At 72.3% G+C, this 21,179-nt stretch carries 18 protein-coding genes; 9 read left to right on the forward strand and 9 right to left on the reverse strand.

Annotated elements, in window-relative coordinates:
- Positions 1–177 precede the first annotated feature (177 nt).
- Positions 178–1,518, forward strand: coding sequence for a carboxyl transferase domain-containing protein (locus tag ACWGI6_RS31205; RefSeq protein ID WP_453270633.1), 1,341 nt, complete (start codon positions 178–180; stop codon positions 1,516–1,518).
- A 32-nt stretch (positions 1,519–1,550) separates the two neighbouring features.
- Here the strand turns inward: ACWGI6_RS31205 and ACWGI6_RS31210 are convergent, their stop codons facing one another.
- Positions 1,551–2,459, reverse strand: a complete 909-nt coding sequence (locus tag ACWGI6_RS31210; RefSeq protein ID WP_453270609.1) for a LysR family transcriptional regulator — start codon at positions 2,457–2,459, stop codon at positions 1,551–1,553.
- 74 nt (positions 2,460–2,533) lie between these two features.
- Between ACWGI6_RS31210 and ACWGI6_RS31215 the strand changes: the two genes are divergently transcribed.
- Positions 2,534–3,595: a DMT family transporter gene (locus ACWGI6_RS31215; RefSeq protein ID WP_453270610.1), complete on the forward strand. Its 1,062-nt coding sequence runs from the start codon at positions 2,534–2,536 to the stop codon at positions 3,593–3,595.
- A 146-nt stretch (positions 3,596–3,741) separates the two neighbouring features.
- Here the strand turns inward: ACWGI6_RS31215 and ACWGI6_RS31220 are convergent, their stop codons facing one another.
- Entirely contained in the window at positions 3,742–5,073 is a 1,332-nt protein-coding gene (locus ACWGI6_RS31220; RefSeq protein ID WP_453270611.1) for an aminotransferase class I/II-fold pyridoxal phosphate-dependent enzyme, read from the reverse strand.
- A gap of 35 nt (positions 5,074–5,108) precedes the next feature.
- Here ACWGI6_RS31220 and ACWGI6_RS31225 point away from each other — a divergent pair, with 35 nt between their 5' ends.
- Entirely contained in the window at positions 5,109–5,774 is a 666-nt protein-coding gene (locus ACWGI6_RS31225) for a pyridoxamine 5'-phosphate oxidase family protein (protein WP_453270612.1), read from the forward strand.
- Positions 5,775–5,783: 9 nt separating this feature from the next.
- The gene (locus tag ACWGI6_RS31230) at positions 5,784–6,434 is read left to right on the forward strand and encodes an FMN-binding negative transcriptional regulator (RefSeq protein WP_453270613.1); all 651 of its coding nucleotides are present in this window, start codon (positions 5,784–5,786) and stop codon (positions 6,432–6,434) included.
- 100 nt (positions 6,435–6,534) lie between these two features.
- Here ACWGI6_RS31230 and ACWGI6_RS31235 read toward each other — a convergent pair whose 3' ends face one another.
- The 3 genes from ACWGI6_RS31235 to ACWGI6_RS31245 form a co-directional block, all read right to left on the reverse strand.
- Positions 6,535–7,512 carry a DMT family transporter gene (locus ACWGI6_RS31235; protein ID WP_453270614.1) on the reverse strand — a complete coding sequence of 326 codons (978 nt, stop codon included), beginning with the start codon at positions 7,510–7,512 and terminating at the stop codon, positions 6,535–6,537.
- A gap of 257 nt (positions 7,513–7,769) precedes the next feature.
- Complete coding sequence (locus ACWGI6_RS31240; RefSeq protein WP_453270615.1) at positions 7,770–8,909, reverse strand: EamA family transporter; 1,140 nt, start codon at positions 8,907–8,909, stop codon at positions 7,770–7,772.
- 74 nt (positions 8,910–8,983) lie between these two features.
- Positions 8,984–9,514 carry a Clp protease N-terminal domain-containing protein gene (locus tag ACWGI6_RS31245; RefSeq protein ID WP_393909871.1) on the reverse strand — a complete coding sequence of 177 codons (531 nt, stop codon included), beginning with the start codon at positions 9,512–9,514 and terminating at the stop codon, positions 8,984–8,986.
- A 296-nt stretch (positions 9,515–9,810) separates the two neighbouring features.
- Here ACWGI6_RS31245 and ACWGI6_RS31250 point away from each other — a divergent pair, with 296 nt between their 5' ends.
- Positions 9,811–10,239 carry a type II toxin-antitoxin system Rv0910 family toxin gene (locus ACWGI6_RS31250; RefSeq protein ID WP_453270616.1) on the forward strand — a complete coding sequence of 143 codons (429 nt, stop codon included), beginning with the start codon at positions 9,811–9,813 and terminating at the stop codon, positions 10,237–10,239.
- 61 nt (positions 10,240–10,300) lie between these two features.
- Here the strand turns inward: ACWGI6_RS31250 and ACWGI6_RS31255 are convergent, their stop codons facing one another.
- Positions 10,301–10,927 (reverse strand): PadR family transcriptional regulator, encoded by a 627-nt coding sequence (locus ACWGI6_RS31255; RefSeq protein ID WP_393909869.1) that lies wholly within the window; start codon positions 10,925–10,927, stop codon positions 10,301–10,303.
- Between the two features lie 212 nt (positions 10,928–11,139).
- Between ACWGI6_RS31255 and ACWGI6_RS31260 the strand changes: the two genes are divergently transcribed.
- On the forward strand, positions 11,140–11,961 hold the full coding sequence (locus tag ACWGI6_RS31260) for a PhzF family phenazine biosynthesis protein (RefSeq protein ID WP_453270617.1): 822 nt from the start codon (positions 11,140–11,142) through the stop codon (positions 11,959–11,961).
- A gap of 69 nt (positions 11,962–12,030) precedes the next feature.
- Here ACWGI6_RS31260 and ACWGI6_RS31265 read toward each other — a convergent pair whose 3' ends face one another.
- Positions 12,031–12,852 (reverse strand): CPBP family intramembrane glutamic endopeptidase, encoded by an 822-nt coding sequence (locus ACWGI6_RS31265; protein ID WP_453270618.1) that lies wholly within the window; start codon positions 12,850–12,852, stop codon positions 12,031–12,033.
- A gap of 192 nt (positions 12,853–13,044) precedes the next feature.
- Here ACWGI6_RS31265 and ACWGI6_RS31270 point away from each other — a divergent pair, with 192 nt between their 5' ends.
- Positions 13,045–14,832 carry a substrate-binding and VWA domain-containing protein gene (locus tag ACWGI6_RS31270; protein WP_453270619.1) on the forward strand — a complete coding sequence of 596 codons (1,788 nt, stop codon included), beginning with the start codon at positions 13,045–13,047 and terminating at the stop codon, positions 14,830–14,832.
- Positions 14,833–14,907: 75 nt separating this feature from the next.
- On the opposite strand, the gene ACWGI6_RS31275 is transcribed toward ACWGI6_RS31270, so the two are convergent.
- Complete coding sequence (locus ACWGI6_RS31275; RefSeq protein ID WP_453270620.1) at positions 14,908–16,461, reverse strand: glutamate-cysteine ligase family protein; 1,554 nt, start codon at positions 16,459–16,461, stop codon at positions 14,908–14,910.
- 565 nt (positions 16,462–17,026) lie between these two features.
- Here ACWGI6_RS31275 and ACWGI6_RS31280 point away from each other — a divergent pair.
- Positions 17,027–17,617, forward strand: a complete 591-nt coding sequence (locus tag ACWGI6_RS31280) for a hypothetical protein (protein WP_453270621.1) — start codon at positions 17,027–17,029, stop codon at positions 17,615–17,617.
- Between the two features lie 337 nt (positions 17,618–17,954).
- A complete protein-coding gene (locus ACWGI6_RS31285) occupies positions 17,955–18,149 on the forward strand; it encodes a DUF5999 family protein (RefSeq protein ID WP_393909863.1) in 195 nt (64 codons plus the stop codon).
- 83 nt (positions 18,150–18,232) lie between these two features.
- Here the strand turns inward: ACWGI6_RS31285 and gcvP are convergent, their stop codons facing one another.
- Complete coding sequence (gene gcvP, locus ACWGI6_RS31290; RefSeq protein WP_453270622.1) at positions 18,233–21,118, reverse strand: aminomethyl-transferring glycine dehydrogenase; 2,886 nt, start codon at positions 21,116–21,118, stop codon at positions 18,233–18,235.
- Between the last annotated feature and the right edge of the window lie 61 nt (positions 21,119–21,179).

Below are 21,179 nucleotides of genomic sequence, written 5' to 3' on the forward strand. Positions count from 1 at the left end.
GCGGCCGGGGACGGGGACCGGGCCGGGGACGGGAAAGGGCGCCACGGTGTGGACGGCGGCCAGGGCGCCGACGCCGCCAACGACGCCGCGGCCGACGGCCGGGCTTCGGCCACTGCTGCCACCGCTGCCACCGCTGCCACCGCGATACCGTGCGCCCGGCTGACAGCTCGTCAAGCCATCGCGGCAGTGGCGGACACGTACACCGAAACGGCCGTTCCCGCCGGCCGCGAAACTCCGGCCGCGGCTCCGTCCGCACCGGACGGCCCGCTCGGCTGGCGCGGCTACGACGACGCACGGGCCCGCGCCCACGCACGGACCGGCGAGGACGAGTCGGTGGTCACGGCCCTGGCCACGATGGGCGGCAGGGAAACGGTCGTGATCTCCTTCGAGTTCCGCTATCTGGGCGGCTCCCTCGGCGAGCGCACCGGCGACCGTCTGGAGGCCGCCTACACCCACGCCCGCGAGCGCGGCCTGCCGGTCGTTTCGCTGATCGCGACGGGCGGCAGCCGGATGCAGGAAGGGATGCGCGCGCTGACCCAACTCCAGCGGGTGGCACGGCAGTCGGCGCTGAACCGCGCCGCGGGGCTGCCGCAGATCGCCGTACTGCGCGATCCGACGACCGGCGGCGGCTGGGCCACCCTCGGCGCGGCCGCCGATGTGATCCTCGCGCTTCCCGGGGCACAGGTCGGCTTCGCGGGCTCGCGGGTGCGCCCCCCAGCCGCCGATCCCTCCGCCTACTGCGCCGAGGGGCAGCTCGCCTCCGGCCAGATCGACGCCGTCGTCCCGCCCGACCGGCTGCGGGGCACGCTCCAGCGGTGGCTGCAACTGCTGTGCCCGCCCGCTGAGTCCCGCACTAGCACCGTGGAGCCGGCGCCCCCGCCGTATGCGCTCGGAGCGCCGGGGCTGCCGGAGACCGGCTGGGGTGCGGTGGTCCGCGCCCGCGAGCCCCGGCGGCCGCGGGCCGAGGCGTATCTGCACGCGTACTTCGACGACCGGGAGGAGATCAGTGGCGACCGCTGTGGCGGCGTCGACCCCGGGATACGGTGCGGTTTCGGCCATCACGAGGGCCGTACCATCGCGTTCGCCGCCCAGTGCGGCACGGCCACCCGTCCGGCCGGCTTCCGTACCGCCGCGCGTCTGGTCCGGCTCGCCGGCCGGCTGGGCCTACCGGTCCTCACGCTCGTGGACACCCCGGGCGCCGCCAACGACGCCGCGGCCGAACGGGCCGGGGCCGGCGCGGCCATCGCCGATGCCTTCGCGGCGCTCGCCACCGTCGAGGTGCCCGTCACCTCCCTGCTCATCGGGGAGGGCGGTTCGGGCGGCGCACTGGCCCTTGCCGCGCCGGACCGGCTGTGGGCGACACCGGACAGCTATTTCTCCGTGATCGCCCCGGAGCTGGCCGCGGCCATCCTCAAGCGCGACGAAGCGCAGATCCACGACACTGCCGACCAACTCCGCATCCGCCCGCAGGACTTGCTGGAACTGGGCGTGATCCGCGGGATCGTCCCACCGCCCTGAACGGAGCCGGGAGACTGCCGGCAGCTCCGTCCTCAGCGGCCCTCCACACGCTTCCCGGCCGCGCGGAGCGCCCCCACCGCGGCACGGATCGACGGCCTGCGGTCGGCGTCCGCGCGCCAGATGGCATAGACATGGCGGCGCATCGTATGACGGACGGGCACCACACTCACCCCCTCCGGCACCGGCCCGCGGCCGAGCCGCGGCGCCACCGCGACGCCCAGCCCGGACGCGATGAGGGCCAGCTGGGTGTGGTGCTCCTCGGCCATGTGCGCGATGCGCGGCTCCACGCCCTTGCTGCGCAGGGTGAACATCAGCCAGTCGTGGCAGAACTCCCCTTGCGGCCAGGAGATCCACTCGTCCTCCGCGAATTCCTCCAGCTCCACGGACCCCCGCCCGGCGAGCGGATGCGTGGACGGCATGGCCACATCGGCCGGATCGTCCAGGAGCGGGGCCTTCGCCAGGCCTTCCGGCAGTGACAGCGGCCGGTTGTACCAGTCCAGGACGACCGCCAGATCGATATCGCCGCGCACCACGCCGCGTACCGATTCATCCGGCTCCATCTCCGTCAGCCGCGCCCGCAGTTGTGGGTGCTCGGCCCGGAGGGCGACCAGCGCGGCCGGGAAGAGTCCTCGCGCCGCGGTAGGAAACGCGCCCAGCCGCAGCTCGCCCACCGCCTGGCCCCGATGCGCTTCCAGCTCGGCCTGTGCCAGCTCGACCTGGGAGAGGATGCGCGTCGCATGGTCGGCGAGCAGCCGTCCGGCGTCGGTCAGCCGGACCCCGCGCCCGTTCTTCGCCAGCAGCTGCTGTCCGGTCTCCCGCTCGAGCTTGGCGATCTGCTGCGAGACGGCCGAGGTCGTCACATGCAGTCCGTCGGCGGCCGCGCTCACCGACCCGTGCCGGGCGATCGCGCTCAGCGTCCGTAGGCGATCAAGGTTCAACATATAAGCAATGCTAAGCGATACCCGCCACGAAATCTCGCTTGTGCTACGAAGTTGTACGCCGCATCGTGGTCGTCATGAGCACCGCCACCGGCGCACCCACCGCCTCCGCCGACACCACGAACTCTCCGGCCACGACCGCGTGCCACGCCGGCGACGAGCACGCCGCGGCAACCGCGGCGGCCTCGCCCCGCACGGGCACCCCGACCCCAAAGACCACCGGTCGGGCCCGCGGCTGGCAGCTCCGCTTCGCCGTCCTCTCGCTGATCTGGGGCTTCAGCTTTCTCTTCATCAAGGTGGGCACCCAGGGCTTCGCCCCACTGCAGGTCACGCTGGGCCGGGTGGCGTTCGGTGCGCTGGTGCTGCTGGCCATGGTCGTGATCAAGCGTGAGCGGCTTCCCCGCTCCCCCCGCACCTGGGCCCATCTCACCGTCGCCGCCTTCTTCCTCAATGCGCTGCCGTTCTCCCTCTTCGCCTACTCCGAGCTGACCATCCCCTCCACACTGGCCGGCATCTGCAATGCCACCTCCCCGCTGTGGGGCATGGCGCTGTCGGTCGTCGCGCTCTCCGAGGACCGCCCCAGCCGGCGCCGGGTCGCCGGGCTCGGCCTCGGGTTCCTGGGCGTGCTGACCGTGCTCGGCGCCTGGCAGGGCTTCGCGGGCACGGATCTGACGGGCACCGCGATGGCGCTGGGCGCCTCGCTCAGCTACGCCATCGGCTGGATCTACGTCCGCCGCACCCTGGCGGGCGTCCAGCACTCCCACCTGTCCATGTCCAGCGCCCAGCTGCTGCTGGCAACCGCCCAACTGGCCGTGGTGACACCCCTGTTCACCACCGCACCGGCCGACTACCCGATCATCCCGCTGCTCGCCGTCTTCGCCCTCGGCGCCCTGGGCACCGGCTTCGCCTTCCTCATCCAGTACGGGCTGGTCGCCGAGATCGGTCCCACCACCGCCCAGATGGTCACGTATTTCATCCCCGTGATCGCCACCGCGGCCGGAGTGGCCCTTCTGCACGAACAGCTGAGCTGGAACACCCCGGTCGGCGCCCTCATCGTTCTGGCCGGCGCCGCCCTCACACAGAGCAAGCCCCGCCCGAACAGCCCGTCACTCCCCCGGCCCGGCTCCACCAGCGACTGACGGCGCGCCAGGGCGCCGAGGCCGCGCCTCCCAGCCCCCGCGCCCCGGCGCGGGGGCTCCCGCACATGCTCCCCCGCACTCCCGGGCCAACCGCCGCAGCATCCCCGGTAGTTCTACACGGTTCCGTCAGCCCCTACCGTCTCCCCTCACTCGTACCGCCGCGCCTCCCCCACCCCCGTTGCCGCGGCAACGGCGTCCGCCACGGGGTCGATGTCGTCATCGGAGAGGGCGGAGACGGTGATACGGATGCCGGGCGGGGACTGCAGACGGAAGCGGGCGCCGGGGGCCACCGCCCAGCCGGAGTGCAGGAGCCGGGCCACCGCACCGGTCTCGTCCGGCACCGGTACCCACACGTTCATGCCACTGCGGCCCCGGGCACGGACCCCGCGCTCCGCCAACGCCCGTATCAGCCCGTCACGCCGTCGCCCGTACGCTCCGGCCACCGCTTCCGGGTCGACCGCGGACGTCCGCCAGAGATGGACGACGGTGTCCTGGAGCAGATGGCTGATCCAGCCCGGGCCGAGGCCCTGACGGCCCCGCACCCGGTCGATGGTCAGCGCATCGCCGGTGAGCACCGCCAGCCGCAGATCAGGTCCGTACGCCTTGGCCGTCGAGCGGACCAGGACCCAGTGGTCGGTGACGCCGGAGAGCGGATGAAGCGGAAGGTCGACGATGCCGTGGCCGTGGTCGTCCTCGATGAGGAGGGCGCCGGGGTGTGCGGACAGGAGCGTGCGGAGTTCGGTGGCGCGGGCGCGGCTGACGGCGGCTCCGGTGGGGTTCTGCGCCCGGTCGGTGATGACGACGGCACGGGCACCGTCCCGGAGCGCACGCGCCAGCGGCTCCGGCAACGGGCCTTCGTCGTCCACCCCGACCGGGGCGGGGCGCAGTCCGAGCGCCGGGATGAGATCCAGCAGGCTGCCCCACCCCGGGTCTTCCACCGCCACGGTGTCGCCGGGCCGCAGATGAGCGGCCAGCACCCGCTCAATGGCATCCAGGGCACCGCTGGTGACGGCGACGGGACCGGCCGGCACCCCGTCGTCGGCGAACGCCGCCCGCGCGAGGGCCGCGAGATCGTCGTCCACGGCAGGTGTGCCATAGAGCACGGGGCGCCGGGCGCTGCGCGCCGCGGCCTCCGCAAGCGCCCGTTCGAGCGGGGGCAACAGGGACGGGTCGGGATTCCCGCCGGAGGCGTCGCGGACGCCGGGCGGGACCTCCGCCCGCAGCGCCTCACGTGGCGTACTCGCGGGGCGAGGGCGCACCCGGCTGCCGCGCCGGCCCGCCGTCTCGATCACCCCGCGGTCACGGAGCGTGCGGTATGCGGACGCGACCGTATTCGGATTGACCTCCAGATAGACGGCCAACTCCCGCAGCGGGGGCAGGACTTCGCCCGGTTGGAGCTCGCCCGCACCGACGGCTCGCTCGACGCTGGCGGCAATCTCCGATGCGCGCCGCCCTTCAATCCGATACTCTCCTAGCACAAACTTTATTATGCACTAGTTCAATGGAGTTGGCAATGTCCCGAACCGAGGCCTACGAACCGACCGCGCGCACGACCCCCACCCGCGCCCGTGACCGTGCGGCCTACGACCACGAGACGGTGCACGCCATTCTCGACACGGGATACGTCTGCCATCTGGGCTTCGTCCGCGACGGCTCCCCCGTCGTCCTGCCGACGCTCTACGGCCGCGTCGGGGACCGCCTCTATCTGCACGGATCGACCGGGTCCCGCCCGCTGCGGATGGCCGGCGAGGCACCGGATCCCGGCCTGGAGGTGTGTGTCACGGTCACCCACGTCGACGGTCTGGTGCTGGCCAGGTCCGCGTTCCACCACTCCATCAACTACCGCTGCGTCGTGGTGCACGGCACCGCGCACGAGGTGACCGACCCCGAGGAGAAGAAGGCCGCTCTCGACGCGCTCGTCGACCATGTGCTGCCCGGCCGCGCCGCCGACTCCCGGCCGGGCAACGCCAAGGAACTGGCCGCGACCGCCGTGATCCGGCTCGATCTGCGCCAGGTCTCCGCCAAGATCCGCAGCGGTGGCCCCAACGACGAGCCGGAGGACCTGGCGCTGCCGTACTGGAGCGGCGTCCTCCCGGTGTCACCGGTCTACGGCGCCCCCATAGCGTCCGACGATCTCGCGCCGGGCACGCCCGAGCCGGCATACCTCTCCGCCCGCTGAGGAGCGACCGTGCTGATCCATCCCTGGGACGCCCCCACCGAAGACACCGAGTGGCAACAGTGGCTCGCGGCACACGACTTCGGCCAGCTGGCCGTCAACGGACCGCCCGGCGAGCCGCCGATGCTGCAACCACTGCACTTCGCCTACGACCCGTCCCGGCGCGAGGCCGTCACCCACCTGGCCCGCCCCAACCCCCTCTGGGGCGCGCTGGAGGACCGGCCGACGGTGCTGCTGAGCGTGGTGGACGACTACACCTTCATCCCCGGCCCCTGGCAGGCGGCCGAGGACCAGCCGCCCGAGCACGGCGTCCCCACCAGCTTCTACGCCGCGGTCCAGCTGATCTGCACCGCGCATGTGGTGGACGACCCGGAGGCGAAGGCGGCGCTGCTGCAGCGACAGCTGGGCCACTTCCAGCCGGACGGCGGCTCGGCCCCGGTCACCGCCGGTGCGGCTCCGTACGGGCGGCTGCTGTCCGGTATCCGCGGCCTGCGCCTCGAAGTGCTCGAGGTCCGCGCCAAGTTCAAGTACGGAGGCAAGCGGAGCGAGGCCGTCCAACAGCGTGTCTCGGAGCACCTCGCCGAACGGGACGGCCCCGGGGACGCGGCGGCCCGCACCCACCAGCAGCGCCGGCTCACGGCCACCGGCACGCCTCGCCCCTGAACGGCGCCCCCGCCCCGTTACTTGCCCCGCCGGTTCGTCGGCAGGCGCCCGGCCGTCGAACCGGCGGGGCCCGGTCGGCACAACCGGCCGGGCCCGGGTCTCAGCCGGCCACCGGCGCCGCGGACCGCGCCGCCGTCACCGCTCCGCGCGCCTCCGTCACCGCCAGCGCAGCCACGGCCGTCAGCAGCACGCCGGTGCCGACCACCGTCCCCGTCGTGAGCCGCTCCCCGAGGAACAGCACCGCGATCACCGCGGCCGACACCGGCTCGATCAGCGAGATCACGGACGCGGTCGCGGCCCGGACGGCGGCCAGCCCCGCGAAGTACAGCCCGTAGGCCAGCGCCGTCGGCACGGCGGCGATATAGCCCAACAGCACGAGGCTGCGGCCCAGATCGTGGGCCTGGGGCCACAGCCCCTCCGCCGCCGCGAGCGGCAGCAGACACAGCGCACCGACGGCGAACGCGCCGATCGTCGCAGCATACGGATCGCTGCCGCCGCCCTTGCCCAGCCGTCGGGTGGCCAGCGTCATCGCGGCACAGCCGGCCGCGGACAGCAGGGCATAACCGAGGCCGGCGGGACGGACGGTGGCGCCCCCGTCGCCCCCGAGGACCAGAACCGTCAGCCCGGCAAGCGCCCCGGCGACGGCCAGCACCCCGCCCCCGCCGAGCCGTTCGCCCATCGTCACGCGCGCCCCGATGGCGATGAGGACGGGCCCCGCCCCCATGGTGACGACGGTGCCCACGGCCAGGCCGGTGGCTTCGACGGCCGCGAAGTAGGCGGCCTGGAAGACCGCGAGGGCGACGCCGGTCACCACGACCCGGGTCATCCGCCGGCGCAGCGGCTCGTACGGGGCCCGGACGGCGGCGGTACCGGACCGGCGGCGCAGCAGCGCCCGTACGGCGAGCAGCAGGACCAGGCCGCCGAAGGTGCGCCAGAAGGTGAGGGCGAGCGGGCCCAGTCCGCTACCGCGGTAGAGGAGCGCGGCGGCCGCGCCCGCCGTGCCCCAGGCGGTCGCGGCGAACGTCACGTACAGCAGCCCCCGGCCCACGGGCAGGGCGGAGGAAGGAGTGGCATGCATGACAGAGGTGCTCCGGGAAATCCAGGACGGCGCGGTGCGCCGTGGAGTGGTCGCGTGGTCCCGTGTGCAGGCAGCGACGAAACAGCTCGGGAACCGTCCCGAGCCGGGGGTTTCCTCGGAGGCCGCCGCCCGCGTTACGCGGCGGGAGGGGGCAGCACAGTCGAATGCATGATCGTGACCCTACGTCACGCTCGGACCGGCCGACAAGTCGCTCCCGGAGCGCTCCCGGAGCGACGGGGCCCAGGGCGTGTCCGCTACTAGGGCGCCGAGGAGGCCGACGATGCCGGGGACACCCCGTCACCCGGAGCCCCCTCACCCGTCCCGTCGCCCGCCGCCGTCCCCGTCCCGGCACCGGCACCCGCCACCCGCACCGTCTCCGTCGCCTTCGGCTTGGCCGACTGCGCGATGAAGGCGCCGGTCAGCACCACCACCCCACCGACGATCTGCGGCGCGGAGAGGTGCTCACCGAGCAGGACCCAGGCAAGGACGGTCGCGATGACCGCCTCCAGGCAGGCGACCACCCCGGCCACCTGTGGTGAGAGCCGGCGGATCGAGACCACTCCGGTGAGGTAGGCGGCCACCGTCGCGATCAGCACGATCCACGCGAGCAGCAGGACAGCGGGCACCTGGACACCGTTCATCTGCGCGCTGCCCCCGAGCACCGGCCAGCGCATGCCCCAGGGGCGGGCGATGGCGGTGAGGACGACGGCGCCGATCAGCAGGCCGTAGGCGATCACGCCGAGCGGGTCCACCGAGTCGTCGCCGTCGCTGCCGTGATCGGAGAGCACGAAGTAGCCGACCTGGCAGCAGGCCGCGCCGAGCGCGAGGCCGAGTCCGACGGCATCGAAGCTCAGCCCGGACCAGACCTCCACGACGCAGGCCAGTCCGCCGACGGCCAGCACCACCCCGACCGCGGCGGCACGGGTGACCGGCCGTTTCTGAACGAAGCGGACCCAGCCCAGCACGAGGGCAGGAGCCAGGTATTCGATGAGCAGCGCGACACCGACGGGGATACGGGAGAGCGCGGCGAAGTAGCAGGCCTGCACCCCCGCGACGGCGAGCAGCCCGAAGCCCACGAGCAGCGCGGGCCGGCGGCGCGGCAGATCCCGGTGGCGCCAGGCGACCGGCAGCATGACCAGCGCGGCCCCGACGACCCGCAGCCAGGTGACATGCAGCGGTTCGAGACCGGCGGATATCAGGGGCTTGGCGGCGACGCCCGAACCGCCGAAGGCGAGGGCGGACAGCAGGGCGATGCCGAGGCCGGCGCCGCGTCCCCGGGACGCCTCGCCATGGCTCGCCCGGAGGGCGGGTGGTGACGGCTGGGTCCCCCAGGACCCTGGAGTTCCCTGGCCCGGCCCGGTCGATGGACCTGCCGGGCTCCCCGAAGTCGCGTGCATCCGGTCATCATGGCAGCCGTCGTCAGCAGTGCCACCCCCCGATACCCCTGTCCTTCCTGGCCGGGGCGTTCCCGTCAGACACGACCGGGGCGTTCCCCGTCCAGACGGGCGGCGAGCCGGGCGGTGTCGACGGAGGCCCGGCGCAGTACTTCGACGGCCCGGGACTCGGGGTCGTCCACCAAAGCGGCGAGCAGGTCGAGGCAGCCCGCACAGGTGTCGTAGCGGGAATGGGCGCGGTCCAGGGCGCCGTCCATGGCGGCGGCCGCGGCCGGTGACCACCCCGGGGCCCCGCCCTCGGCGACCATGGGGACCGCTCCGGAGTCCTCGATCGTGCCGTGCCATTGGAGCCCGTAGCCGATGCTGCGCTGGACGAGGTAGCCCAGCAGCCGTGCGACCTGCGGTGCGCCGTCGAAGGAGTCGCGTACGGCGGGGTCCGATTCCAGGAGGCCGTGCAGCAGATGCGCGGTGTCGACCTGCCGGTCGCCGTCGCGGGTGGCCCGCCTGCGGGCAGCGGATACGACCGTCGCAAGCTCGACGGTGAGCCGGGTGTCGAGCTCCTCCTGGGCGGGCCCGTCGCCACCACTGTACGCAGTACGGTTTTGCACAGCACCCACCCCACCAGCCTCTGGGCGCCGGATCATCCCCGGCGGGGAGCATTTGCGTATCCCACGGTGGTTGGGCACGGCCGCACACCATCTCATCCTTACGGAGGAGATGCGAGGGAAACGTGGAGGCCGGACATGCGGGCCCGGGGCGACCACGCATCCGTCGCGGCCCACCACGGGGGGCACCTCAAAACTGACGCCTCATCAGCAAAGCTCGGTCATCGGTATTGAACCTTCACCCCCATAGGGCTACGTTCCGCGGCACCAGCCAGGACCGTCACCGAAGGGGTGCTCGCATGGCCGAAGTCACCGCGCAGGCCCGTATCGAAGCGCCGGCCGAGAAGCTCTGGGACCGGCTCACCGACTTCGACTCGTACGGGGAGTGGAACGCCACCCACACCGCCTTCCCCAAAGGCGGCCCGGAATCGCTCGAGGTCGGCGCGGGGTACGAGGAGAACATGAAGCTGATGGGCTTTCCCGCGGAGGTCGTCTGGACCGTGCGGGAGCTGGAGCCGGGCCGGCTGCTCGACATCCAGGGCAAGGGCCCGATGGGCGTCAACCTGGGGATGCGCTATGAGCTCACACCGGACGGCGCAGCGACGGCCGTCCGGATCGACGGGACGTTCACCGGCGCCGCGGTCTCCCTGATGGCCGGCAAGCTCAGGGACTCGGCGGGTGCCGCGCTGAACGAGTCACTTCGCAAGCTCGCCGCCCTGGTCACCTGAGCCCTCGGGAGCCCCCACACGCACCGGCCCCCGAAGGCCCCGCACCCCCGTCACCCCTCGCTCAGTCCTCCTCGGCAAGGATCAGATACAGCTCCTTGCGCGCCTTGTTGACCACCGCCATGGCCTTCTCCCGCTGTTCGGGACTGCCGGTGGCCCACACCTGACGGAACGCCTCGACCAGGCCGCCGCCCGCCTTGCGGATCTCGTTCATCGCCTCCCAGTCAACGCCACGGCCGGCGTCCTCCCAGGGGGCGTCCGAGCCACTGTCGGCCTCGGTGCGCCCGGCGTCCGTCAGCGAGAACAGCTTCTTGCCGCCCTCACTGGCGCTGGCGATCAGCCCCTCGTCCTCCAGGAGCTGCAGCGTCGGATAGACCGAGCCGGGACTGGGCTTCCACGCCCCGCCGCTGCGCTCGGCGATCTCCTGGATCATTTCGTAGCCGTGCATCGGGCGGTCCTTCAGCAGCGCCAGAATCGAGGCGCGCACATCGCCCCGCCGCGCCCGGCCGCGCGGTCCGCCGCGCCCCCGGCCGCCGCCGAACGGCGGGCCCCCGAAAGGCGGGCCGAACGGGCCGAAGGCGGCGCGCCGCCGCTCCCAGCCGCCCGGGAAGTCGCCGCGGCCGCCATGGCGCCCGGGGCCGCAGTGCTCATGCCGGTGCTCATGTCCGTGATCGTGTCCTTGGGAACGCATGATGGCGTCCTCGCTTTCTATCGTTGATCTATTGCGATGCCTCAACGATATATCGGGACTGTTCGTCGAAGCAAGCCCCTGAACGCCTCCCCGGGAACATCGCGCACACAACCGGCGAGCCACCGACGGCCGCCGCCATGCCGGCCAACTGTGGCCAATTCCCTCGAATTGGCCTTGGCCTGCGGCTTTGCGGCACCTCTACGCTCGCGGCCATGAGGATTCGTATCGTCGACGCCTTCAGCGAGCGTCCGTTCACCGGCAACCCCGCGGGAGTCGTGCTTCTCGACTCCGGCGCCTTTCCCGATACGGCCTGGCTGCAGCAGGTCGCCACCGAGGTCAATCTCTCCGAGACCGCCTTTGCGCATCCGCTGCCCGAGGGCGGTGACGCCGACTGGGCGCTGCGCTGGCTCACCCCGGCCGCCGAGGTGAACATGTGCGGGCATGCCACTTTGGCCACGGCACATGTCCTGCACACCACCGGGACGGCCACCGGTACGGTCCGCTTCCGCACCCGCAGCGGAGTGCTGACCACGGCGACCGGCTCCGGCGGCGCGATCACCATGGACTTCCCGACCGCCCCGCTCACGCCCGTCGAGGTGCCGCCGGCCGTCGCGGGCGCGCTGGGCACCGAGATCCGCTCCGCGCACGACACCGGTCCCGATGTCGGGGATCTCCTGGTCGAGCTGGCCGACGAGAGGTCCGTACGGGCGCTGCGCCCGGACCTGACGGCGCTGGCGGGGCACGGAGGCCGGGGGGTGATCACCACCGCGCGCGCCGAAAACCCCGACGGCGGCTATGACTTCGTCTCGCGCTGCTTCTTCCCCGGGGTGGGCATCGACGAGGACCCGGTGACGGGCAGCGCGCACACCGCGCTCGCCCCGTTCTGGTCGGCGCGCCTGGGCCGGGACGCACTCGTCGGCCTGCAGGGTGCCGCCCGCACCGGCTTCGTACGGACCGAGCTGCGCGGCGACCGTACGCTGCTGACCGGCTCGGCGGTCACGGTCATCGACGGCGAGCTGCTGGTCACCGGCTGAGCCGGCCCCGGCGGGAGCGGTCTCCAGGAGGCGCGGCAGGCATCGGCGGTGCCCCGCGCCTCGCCCGTCTCACGCCGTCGGCAGCCACCCCACGTGCCCCGCCAGCACCGCATAGCCGACGAACGCCACGATGTCGATCAGGGCATGGGCGGCGACCAGCGGCCCGACCCGCCCCCATCGCCGGTAGAGCAGGACGAAGATCACGCCCATCACCATGTTGCCGACGAAGCCGCCGATGCCCTGGTAGAGGTGGTAGGAGCCGCGCAGCACCGAACTGGCCACCAGTGCCGCCACCGGGGACCAGCCCAACTGCCCCAGTCTGCGCAGCAGATACCCGACGACGATGACCTCCTCCAGTACGGCGTTCTGCACCGCGGAGGCGATCAGCACCGGGATCTTCCACCACACCGCCGGCAGCGCCTCGGGGACCACCGTCAGATTGAATCCGGCCGCCCGCGCACCCAGATACAGCAGCAGCCCGCTGCCGCCGATGACGGCCGCCAGCGCGACACCGCGCCCCAGGTCGAAGCCGGGCCGCCGCCGGTCGAAGCCGATCGCCCGCAGCCCGCCGGCCCGTTCGCGCAGCAGCAGATGTGCCACCAGCACCACGGGGACGAGGGCCGTCGCGATACCGAACAGCTGCCAGGCGAGATCCAGCCAGGGCCGGCCGGGCGCATGGGACCCGTTGAGCGTCGCCGCCTGATGCTTGAGGCCGCCGGGCTTGGTCAGCGATCCGATGAAGCTGATCAGTGCCGACACCGCGCTGGCACCCAGCGAGAGGGCGAGGACGATCAGCGTCTCGCTGCGCAGGATGTTCCGGGACGGGCCCTCGGCCGGCCCCGCCCCTGCTCCCGTACCGGGCCCATTACCTGGAACGTCCGCATCGGCCACGGGACTTGTATCCGACTGCACGCTTCCTCCACTTCCGCATTACCGCCTCTTCGCCACCACCACCCCGCTAGGGTCTCGACAGCAGGTACGAAGATCGCGCGCGACAGGCCGGGGACGGGCGCCATCCACGTGGCGCGCTCCCTCGCCCCATCGAATCCCGATCGAGCTCCGAGAAGGCGAGGCGCTACCGCAATGGGACGACACAGCTTGCCCGACGGCTCCGCACCGGAGCACACGGGGGCCCGCTCCGGTGTACGTCGGCGCACCATCGTCATCTCCACCGGGCTCGTGCTGGCCGTCGCCGCGGGCTCGGTCGTGGCGCTGCGCAGCGGTCTGCTCCCGTTCGGGGGCCCGTGCGACGGCCGGTCGGCGCGGCTCGACGTGGCCGCCTCGCCCGATATCGCCCCGGCGCTCAAAGCGGTGGCCAAGACCGCCCGCGAGGACGCGACGCGCACCGACGGCAGATGTCTGGACGTCAGGGTCACCGCGCGCGCCTCGAACGACCTCGCCGACGCGTTCGGGCAGCGGCCCGTCGACCCCGAATTCCAGGTATGGATACCGGATTCCAGCCTGTGGGTGGACCGGGTCGACGCGGAGCGCGGCACCCCCCTGACCGCCGCCGGCACCATCGCCTCGTCCCCGATCGCGCTCGGCGCCGTCCCCGGGACCGCCACGTCGCTGGGCTGGCCCGAGAAGACCTACAGCTGGACGAAGCTGACCCGGACCGTGACATCAGGCGACGCACTGCGCCTGGGCGTCGCCGACCCGTCCCGCAGCGCCACCGGGCTGCTCGCACTGGCCCGGGTCAGCGCCGCCAATGCCAAGGACGCCGAGGACAGCGACGAGGCCGACACCCGCACCGCGGCGACGGCCAAGCTTCTCCACCAGCGGATCGCGGACGGTGACGGAGAGGCGCTGGCCACCCTGCCGCGCGACCGCTCCGGAGCGGAGCAGGACAATCCGCGCCGCAACCAGGCGCTGCTGCTGTCGGAGCAGGCCGCGTACGCCCACAACACCGGGACGGGCGGCGGCCCCGACCTGGACCTGTTCTACCCCCAGGACGGCGCGGCCCGGCTCGACTACCCGTACACGCTGGTCGACGACGCGGAGATGAGCCCCGAGCAGACCCGCGCCGCCAACCGTTTCATGACGCTGCTCGGCGAGACCGACGGACAGCGCACGCTGCGCGAGCACGGCTTCCGGGCCGGCAACGGCAAGGCGGACCCGAAGGTGACCGCCGCGGCCGGCGGGCGCGCTCCGCAGCCGTACTCCGCCGACCCCGCCGATCCGCCGACGGTCAAGGAACTCCAGGCGCTGATGGGCATGTGGACGGTCACGGTGCAGAACATCCGGCTCACCACGGTCGTGGACGCCTCGCCGTCGATGGGCAGCCCGGTCCCGGGCGGCGGCGGCCGGTCCCGGATGGATCTCGCCAAGAAGTCCCTGCTCCAGGCGCTGGCCACCTTCACACCCGAGGACGAGATCGGGCTGTGGAAGTTCGCCACCTTCCTGGACGGCGACAAGGACTATGTGGAGCTGTCCCCCACCGGCCGGCTCGGCGACCGGGAGACGGCCGGCGGCACCCACCGTGACGCGCTCACCGCCGCCTTCAGCTCGCTGGCCCCGGTGCCCCGTGGCGCCACCGGCCTGTACGACACCACGCTCGCCGCGTACCGGGAGGCCTGCGCCTCGTATGCGAGCGGGAAGCTCAACTCCCTGGTCATCGTCACCGACGGCGCCAACGACGACGCCGGCAGCCTCGGCCTCGACGCCCTGGTCGACAAGCTGAAGGAGCTGTCCGACCCCAAACAGCCGGTGCCGCTGATCGCCCTCGCGATCGGCCCGGCGGCCGACACCTCGGCCCTGGACCGCGTCGTGGCGCCGACCGGCGGATCGGCGCACCAGGTCAGCGACCCGTCGCAGATCCACCAGGTGATCCTCAAGGCCCTCCTGGCGGCGGGCGGCAAGGGCCCTCGCTGAGCCCCCCGGGCGGCGGCCCCGGAACCCGGTCGGCCGCACCGGCAGCCACCGGGCGCTGTCCGCCGCCCCGCCTCGCTACGCCCCCTCGGCCGCCGCCTCCTGTGGCTCCCGTACGGCGGGCCGCCCACGCACCGGCCAGGCGACCGGCCAGGTGTGCACCGGCTCCCCGGTGTGCATCAGCTCGCTGTAGCGCCGGGTCATCGCGGCCAGCGCCGCATCCCGGTCCAGGCCTTGGCGCCGGGCGTGGTGGCAGGCCGCGGCCTGCCAGGACGCGCCGTTGACCCGGCGCCGGCAGCGCTCCTCGATGATGCCGAGGTAGTGGTCACGATCGGCCGGTTCCACCCCCCAGGCGTCCAGCCCGCGGGCCGCCAGCGGCAGCAGTTCCCTGCGCACCAGCCGTACGGCCGGGATTTCGGCGATGCCGCCGGCCCGTCCGGGACGGGGCCAGTCCAGGGCGGCGTCGATGCCGTACCGGCAGGCGGCGTCGAAGTTGCGGGCCGCGGCGGCGAACGGGAGGCGCGACCAGATGGGGCGCGGCTCCTCGGCCAGCGCCCGCACCAGTCCGTAGTAGAAGGCGGTGTTGGCGATGACGTCGGCGACGGTGGGGCCGGCCGGCAGCACCCGGTTCTCGACCCTGAGATGCGCGACCCCGTCGGCGACCGCGTAGACGGGGCGGTTCCAGCGGTAGATCGTGCCGTTGTGCAGCACCAGTTCGGCCAGGTCGGGCGCCCCGCCCTCGGCGAGGACCCGCAGCGGCTCCTGCGGTCCACACACCGGCAGCAGCGGCGGGAAGTAGCGCAGATTCTCCTCGAACAGGTCGTATGCGGAGTCGATCCACCGCTCGCCGAACCAGGTGCGGGGGCGTACCCCCTGGGCCTGCAGCTCGGGCACACGGGTATCGGTGGCCTGCTGGAAGACCGGCGGCCGGGACTCGCGCCACAACTCACGGCCGAAGAGGAACGGCGAGTTGGCGCCGACCGCCACCTGCACCGCGGCGACGGCCTGGGCGGCGTTCCAGACAGCGGCGAAGCGGCCCGGTGTCACCTGGAGGTGCAGCTGGACCGAGGTACACGCGGCTTCCGGTGCGATCGAGGGCGAGCGGGAGACCAGATGCTCGACGCCCCGGATATCGAGTGCGAAGTCCTCGCCGCGGGCCGCCCGCATCTGGTCGTTGAGCAGTACATAGCGGTCGTTCTCGGAGAGGCTGGCGGCCGTGAGGTCGGTGGCGTGCAGGGTGGGCAGGATGCCGATCATCACGATCCGGGCGGCGACCTCGCGCGCCTTCCTTTCGGCGTAGGCGAGTCCCGTACGGAGTTCCTCGGCGAGCTGGTCCAGGACCCGGCCGCTCAATCGGTGCGGCAGGATGTTGACCTCAAGATTGCACTGGGCGAGTTCGGTCTGGAAATCGCAGCTGGCGATGCGCTCGAGCACCTGCGAGTTCATCATGCGGGGCAGCCCGTCGGCGCCGGCCAGATTGAGTTCGATCTCCAGCCCCATGAGATTCTTGGGCCGGTCGAACCTCTCCTCCTCCAGGAGCCTCCGCAATCCCTCAAGACACTCGTGAAGCTTTCTTCGATAACGCTCCCGGTCCGCCAGGTCGATCCCGTCCGCGGCGACCTTCTCCCCCATCGAAGGGTCCCTCCTCGAGTGAACGACCCGTGACCACGGGCCGCTTGGGGCCTTCCCCGACTCCACCGGGGCTCACGCTACGGTCGATGATGCCCCGGCAATCTGATCGATAACGCCGCAGCGGCACGCCGGTACCGATAGGCTCGAAGTGGCCCAGCCTCCGGCACCTCCCATAGGCATATCTCGGCGGCGATCGCCTTCCGCATTTCCTTCGTGAGAAACACCGACGAGATCCGGCCTACCGCGCCGCCGAGGAAATGTGAGGTGACGCCGTAAAACGTTGCACAAAGCGGCGGAAAGCACCTCACTCAAGGGTCTGGATTTCATCTTGCCGGAAATCCACAAGGCCGGTAGACGAAACACTTTCAGAACATACGTCGTATAAACTCCGCTTACGAGGCAGAGACTTGGCGCCCAGCGTCTCGGTGTTCTCATCGGCACGGGGCACAGCGACTGACCTCGCCGGGCCGCAGCCCCGGCCGGCCACGCTCTGACCCCGCACGCAGACAGCGTCGTTTGCACCTGCCACGCTCCACCGTGTCTCCGAAGTGAGAGGCGACCCACCATGCCGCTGCACCTCCCCCCTGCCCCCGCGCCTGCCCTGCGCAGCGTTCTCGCCGCCCTCGGCTCGCCCACCGCGGTCCGCGAGGCCCCGGTCTCCGCGCTGCGCGCCCATCAGGGTCCGCTCAGCCCCGACCACCCGCTGCCCGTCCACGTCTGGGACGACGTCAGCCGGGCCGGCGGTATGCCGCAGACCCGACTGGCGGGCTGGCGCTTCCTGGTCCGCGGCGGGGAGCGTGCCGTGGCGACCGCCGAGGCGATGCTCACCGCGGACGGCTGGACCTTCGCGCGGTTCTGCGGCGGCCCCTATGTCGCCGCGACCGAGCAGGCTCTGGCGCAGGCCGAGTCGCTCGCCACGCCCTACCAGCCACGACTGCTGTCCGTTCCCGAGCTGTACATGCTCACCCTGTGGCTGCATCACGACATCGCCTCCGACGGCGCCGAAGGGCTGCCCGCGCCCGGTGACCTGCTGGTTCCGCTGGCGCCCGCCCCGCCGGGGATCGCCGCGCACCGTCCGCAGCCCATCGCCGACCTGCTCCCCCGGCTCACCCGGCGCCTCACGCCCGCCACCCCGCTGCTCGCCGAACCCGCCTGAACCGGCGCGCCGGCCCCGCTGCCCGCGGACACCGGCCTCCGCCCCCGCACGAGCATGCCCCGCGGCCCTTCCGGCCGCGGGGCGCTCTGTCGTACTCACCCACGCGGGCTAGCCCGCGGATACCTCTCCCAATCCTCTTGGGGAGGAGTGCAATTGGGAGCAACCGCCCGCATGGGTGACGCGTCCATACCGAGTGAGTACCGCTGCTGCGAAATCCCTGCGGAATCCTGCCCGTGGGGCAACACTGGGACCGACCGAAGGAAACGGGGGAGCGGCCATGAACACCTCATCGAGCCGCACAACGACGTTCACCACACCGCAGCGAAAGACAACTTCCATGTGCCAGCACCAACCGCCCTGCCCGTCTGCGAACTCCACCGACCGGGAGGCCGCACACCCTGTGGCGCACCACCCGGAGCAGGGCTGGAGCCTGCTCTGCAACGGCGTCCTGCTCTTCGAGGACACCGGTGAGCTGCTGCCGGACGGGCAGGTCATCGCCCCGCACCGCGCTCGCGCCATCGCCGCCGCCTGACCCGCGAGAGCGGCACGAACCACAGGGCCCCCGGCAGATCTGCCGAGGGCCCTTGAATGTTGCGGTGACGCCGTTGCCGTACCTCAGTTGTCGTACTCGTCCAGAGGCGGGCAGGAGCAGACGAGGTTACGGTCGCCGAAGGCACCGTCGATGCGGCGCACCGGCGGCCAGTACTTCTCCGAGGCCTCGACACCGGCCGGGAAGACGGCTTCCTCACGGGTGTACGGGTGCGACCAGTCGCCACCGAGCGCGGCCGCCGTGTGCGGGGCGTTGCGCAGCGGGTTGTCGTCCTTGTCCCACTCCCCCGAGCCGACCTTCTCGATCTCCGCGCGGATGGCGATCATCGCGTCGCAGAACCGGTCCAGCTCGCCGAGGTCCTCGCTCTCGGTCGGCTCGATCATCAGCGTGCCGGCCACGGGGAAGGACATCGTCGGCGCGTGGAAGCCGTAGTCGATGAGCCGCTTGGCGACGTCGTCGATGCTCACACCGGTCGCCTTGGTCAGCGGCCGGACGTCGATGATGCACTCGTGGGCGACCAGGCCGCCGGGGCCCGTGTAGAGCACCGGGTAGTGCGGCTCCAGGCGCTTGGCGATGTAGTTGGCGCTCAGCACCGCTACCTGGGTGGCGCGCTTGAGGCCCTCGCCGCCCATCAGGCGGACGTACGCCCAGGAGATCGGCAGGATGCCGGCCGAGCCCCAGGGCGCCGCGGAGATCGGTCCCACGCCCGTCTCGGGGCCCGCAGCGGGCTGCAGCGGGTGGTTGGGCAGGTACGGCGCCAGGTGGGCGCGTACGCCGACCGGACCGACGCCCGGGCCACCGCCGCCGTGCGGGATGCAGAACGTCTTGTGCAGGTTGAGGTGCGAGACATCGCCGCCGAACTTGCCGGGCTCGGCGATGCCGACCAGCGCATTGAGGTTCGCGCCGTCGACGTAGACCTGGCCGCCGGCGTCGTGCACCGCCGCGCAGATCTGGGTGATGTGCTCCTCGAACACGCCGTGTGTGGAGGGGTAGGTGACCATCAGGACCGCGAGCTCGTCACGGTGCTTCTCGATCTTGGCGTGCAGATCGTCGGCGTCGACCTCGCCGTCCTCACCGGTCTTGACGACGACGACCTTCATTCCGGCCATCACCGCGCTGGCGGCGTTGGTGCCGTGCGCGGAGGACGGGATCAGACAGACGGTGCGCTGCTCGTCGCCGTTGGCGCGGTGGTAGGCACGCACCGCCAGCAGACCGGCCAGCTCGCCCTGCGATCCGGCGTTGGGCTGGATGGAGACCTTGTCATAGCCGGTGACCGTGGCCAGTCGCTCCTCCAGCTCCTGGATCAGCGTGAGGTAGCCCTGGGCCTGGGCGGCCGGCGCGAACGGGTGCAGCTGGCCGAACGCGGGCCAGGTGACCGGCTCCATCTCGGTGGTCGCGTTCAGCTTCATCGTGCAGGAGCCGAGCGGGATCATGCCGCGGTCCAGCGCGTAGTCCTTGTCCGCGAGGGTGCGCAGGTAGCGCAGCATCGCGGTCTCGGAGCGGTACTGGTGGAAGACCGGGTGGGCGAGGTAGTCGTCGCCGCGCAGCAGAGCCTGCGGCAGCGTTTCGTCGGCGGCCGCGTCCAGCTGCTCGACGTCGCCGTGCACACCGAAGGCGCCCCAGACGCCGGCCAGCTGCGCGCGTCCGGTGGTCTCGTCGCAGGCGATGCCGACCAGATCGGCGTCGACCTGCCGGAGGTTGACACCGGCCTCGCGGGCGGCGGCGACGACCTCGGCGGCTCGGCCGGGCACCCGCGCGGTCAGCGTGTCGAAGTACGCGCCGTGCACGATCTCCACGCCGCCGGCCCGCAGGCCCTCGGCGAGGACCGCGGCGTAGCGGTGGGTGCGCCGGGCAATGGTCCGCAGGCCCTCGGGACCGTGGTACACCGCGTACATACCGGCCATGACGGCGAGCAGCACCTGCGCGGTGCAGATGTTGCTGGTGGCCTTCTCCCGGCGGATGTGCTGCTCGCGGGTCTGCAGCGCGAGGCGGTAGGCCTTGTTGCCGTCGGCGTCGACCGAGACGCCCACCAGACGCCCGGGCAGGCTGCGGGCGAACTGGTCGCGTACGGCCATGAACCCGGCGTGCGGTCCGCCGAAGCCCATCGGGACGCCGAAGCGCTGGGTGGTGCCGACGGCGATGTCCGCGCCGAGCTCACCGGGCGAGGTCAGCAGCGTCAGGGCGAGCAGGTCGGCGGCGACGGTGACGATCGCGCCCAGCTCGTGGGCCTGCTCGATGACGGCGCGCGGGTCGCTGACCGCACCGGAGGCGCCCGGGTACTGCAGCAGCACACCGAACACACCGCGCTCGGCGATCTCGGCCGGAATGCCGTCGGACAGGTCGGCGACCACGACCTCGACGCCGGTCGGCTCCGCACGGGTCTGGATCACGGCGATGGTCTGCGGCAGACAGTCGGCATCGATCAGGAAGACGCCCTGCTTGACCTTGCCGACCCGGCGGGAGAGCGCCATCGCCTCGGCGGCTGCGGTGCCCTCGTCCAGCAGGGAGGCACCGGAAGTGGGCAGTCCGGTCAGGTCGGCGACCATCGTCTGGAAGTTGAGCAGCGCCTCGAGGCGGCCCTGCGAGATCTCCGGCTGGTAGGGGGTGTACGCCGTGTACCAGGCCGGGTTCTCCATGACGTTGCGCAGGATCACCGGGGGGGTGAACGTGCCGTAGTAGCCGAGTCCGATCATGGACGCCAGCACCTGGTTACGGTCCGCGAGGCCGTGCAGCTCCTGGAGCACCTCGGCCTCGGTACGGGCCTGCGGCAGGCCGAGCGCTTCCGCACTCTTGATCACATCGGGGACGGCGGTGGCGGTGAGCTCGTCCAGCGATCCGAATCCGACGTGCGCGAGCATCTTCGCCTGCGCCTCGTGGTCGGGACCGATGTGCCGGTGCTCGAAGGGGGTGCCGCGTTCCAGCTCGGTCAAGGAGATGCGATTGGTGGTCATCTGCGGGGGCCTCCTGGTCGGTGCGACCTACGAGGGGCACCACGGCGCGGGTGCCCGGACG

The sequence above is a fragment of the Streptomyces sp. NPDC054786 genome (genome assembly GCF_053611685.1).